This window comes from Mesotoga infera (assembly GCA_011045915.1).
In the GTDB taxonomy this organism is placed as follows: domain Bacteria; phylum Thermotogota; class Thermotogae; order Petrotogales; family Kosmotogaceae; genus Mesotoga; species Mesotoga infera_D.
The window spans coordinates 1-2820 of the sequence record DSBT01000213.1; the positions used below are offsets into that span (position 1 = coordinate 1).

Sequence of the window (2820 nt, forward strand, 5' to 3'; positions counted from 1 at the left end):
AGAACGTACAAAAGCTCATATGTGCCAAATCTAACACCTGCTATAGTTGTTGACGAAGAAGAGTATTCGACATACACGCTTCTTGGTCTTGATGTCCATATGAGATTCATTGCCTCCAGCAATATCATAGATATTCCGAAAGTGAGTAGCAGCTGGTTCAAATGACCCGACTTTAGAACTCTCGTTACAGTCAGTTTATAGATCACTACTCCTAGCAAGAACAACAGAACGAAAACAGGAATTATGGACAGTAAAGGATCCATTCCCAGGTTTGTCGAAAAGAGATACACAAAATAGATCCCTAATGAGAGAAAATCTCCATGGGCAAGATTCATTATTCCTACCACTCCGAGGGTTAGAGAAAGCGGCAATCCAACCAATGAGTATAGGCTTCCCCTCTGGAGTCCGTAAATAGCAGCGTGAGGCTTCCAGATAGCCACCACGACAATTACTGCAATCAGGAGAAAGACATTCCTGTGCTTCTTCAAGAACGAGATACTCTCCAAGTCAGTCACCACCCAAGCTACAGCTTTTTAATAATAAGGTCGGGCACGGATGCCCGACCTAGATTCGCTTATCTTCCTTCCCAGGAAGGAAACGGGTACATTGGTTCGGCAGTCTTAAGATCTAGCGGCCAAATTACCTGCTGCTCTCCACCCTGCCACTGAAGAATCTTCTGGGCAGTGAAACCCTGATGATTTATCACATTGCTGGGAGCCATCTTCAAGACTTCACCTATTGGGGAAGCATATTCAACTTCCTCAAGAGCCTTTATGAGCGCAGCTTTCTCAAGCGTACCGGCTGCTTTGATTCCTTCAGCAAGGAAGTAGATATTCGTGTAGCCGAGCGGTGCAAAGTAAGTTGCCGGTTCCTCGTCGTACTTCTCGATGTAAGCATTCCAGAAATGCTCTGCGGCCGGGCTTACCTTGTTGATTGTTGGTGCCCACATCCCGTAGAGAGTGACGCCCTCTGCCAATGGAGAGTCACCGAAATGTGCCGGCCATCCTGGAGGCGCTCCGACGAAAAACTTCGGAGCAAAACCGATTTCCTTCGCCTGCTGAAGCATTGGAAGAGCATCGGCATCGTAACCTGCCCAGACAAAGAGATCGGGGTCATAGGTCTTAGCCTGCTGAAGCATTGCTCTGTAGTCCCCTCCGCCAAGAGCGGCACTCTTGAAAGAAACTCCCATGTAGTCGCCCATGACGGCTGCCCAAGTTCCTTCTCCCTGATCGGCCTGAGCTTGAAGTGCAAGATAGGATTCATGAGAGGCCGTTCCAAAACCGCCTTCTTCATAGGCAAGGAAGATCTTTTCAAGTACGATGTCAGGATAAGCCTCAGCAAGTTCCGTCCATCCTAGACCATAGCTAGCACCCTGCTGATAATCCCATGGATGAAGGTGGAAATACCAGTCGGCATCCGGTCCGATCGCATTCTCACAGAGGTATGAAGCTGCGCCGCTCCAGATAGTGATCTTCTGATATCTTTTCATCACGGGAATCTGGGCAAGATGGACAGAAGAAGCCATTCCTCCCACGAAGAAATCTACTTTGTCCACTGTAGCTAGCTTATCGATCGCTGCAGCGCCCTTTTCGGGTTTTAGTTCACTATCCACGATTATTAGTTCCAGAGGTCTGCCGAGCAGTCCTCCTGCAGCGTTGATCTCTTCTACAGCAAGTTTCATTGCTTTTGCAGACTGATCACCCGTTATGTCTCCAAGGGGAACAACTGCACCGATCTTGATTGGAGTAGCCGCGAACATCAGCGACGCTACAACAACCACAAGTGAAACAAACAATACTTTTTTCACTTTCCCACCTCCTACGTAGGTTGTTTAGATGATTTCCGAAAGAAATTGGAACAAAGAACTATTTCCTAGAAAAGCGCATGAGCTCTCTAAACTATTAGACTCTCTTCACTACTACTGCGGTTCCCATTCCTCCACCAATGCACAGTGAAGCAAGACCAAACTCAAGATTTCTCTTCTCCATTTCATAGAGCAGAGTAACGATTATTCTGTTTCCCGATGCGCCAATTGGGTGCCCAAGCGCAATAGCGCCTCCATTGACATTGGTTCTTTCAAGAAGCCATTCTTTTGACACTCCGTAAATCTCCGTCAAACCCTTCAAGACTGAAAGGGACTGCGACGCAAAGGCTTCATTCAGCTCAATTAGATCGATGGCTTTGATATCCATGGATGCTTTCTTCAGAGCCTTCTCGACGGCGGGCACGGGGCCGTATCCCATATATGCGGGATCCACTCCGGCCTGCGCAAACGAGACTATTTCCGCAATCGGTTTCAGTCCGTACTTTTCCACTGCTTCTTCACTCGCAAGAACAGTCGCACTCGCCCCATCGTTTATGCCCGAAGAATTCCCGGCCGTTACAGATCCATCCTTCTTGAAAGCCGGTCTGAGTTTGCCCAGAATCTCCATGCTCGTATCTCTTGGGTGCTCATCGGTGTCGAAAACGATGTCTCCCTTTCTTCCTTTAATCACTACGGGAGCAATTTCATCTTTGAACCTTCCTGCCGCTATGGCTTCCTTAGCTCTTTTCTGACTTTCGAGAGCAAATTCGTCCTGCTCAGCCCTGCTGATACCATATTTCTCGGCCAGATTCTCAGCAGTTACTCCCATGTGGTAGTCATTGAAGACATCTGTAAGTCCATCGCGTATCATGTGATCGACAATGGTACCGCTACCCATTCTGTAGCCGAATCTGGCTTTGTCAAGCATATAAGGGCTTATAGACATGTTCTCCATGCCGCCTGTCAAGACAAGGTCTGCTTCATCGGAGACAATGTCCTGAGCGCCGATCATTGTA

The 2820-nt window shown here is 48.0% G+C and carries 3 protein-coding genes; all 3 read right to left on the reverse strand.

Features of this window, described 5'->3' with window-relative positions:
- Nucleotides 1-506: branched-chain amino acid ABC transporter permease (locus ENN47_07610; GenBank protein HDP78035.1), on the reverse strand; the 506-nt coding region annotated here is incomplete at its 3' end.
- A 68-nt stretch (nt 507-574) separates the two neighbouring features.
- Nucleotides 575-1807, reverse strand: coding sequence for an ABC transporter substrate-binding protein (locus ENN47_07615; GenBank protein HDP78036.1), 1233 nt, complete (start codon nt 1805-1807; stop codon nt 575-577).
- A gap of 94 nt (nt 1808-1901) precedes the next feature.
- Nucleotides 1902-2820 (reverse strand): acetyl-CoA C-acyltransferase (locus ENN47_07620; GenBank protein HDP78037.1); only part of this gene is annotated, 919 nt, incomplete at its 5' end.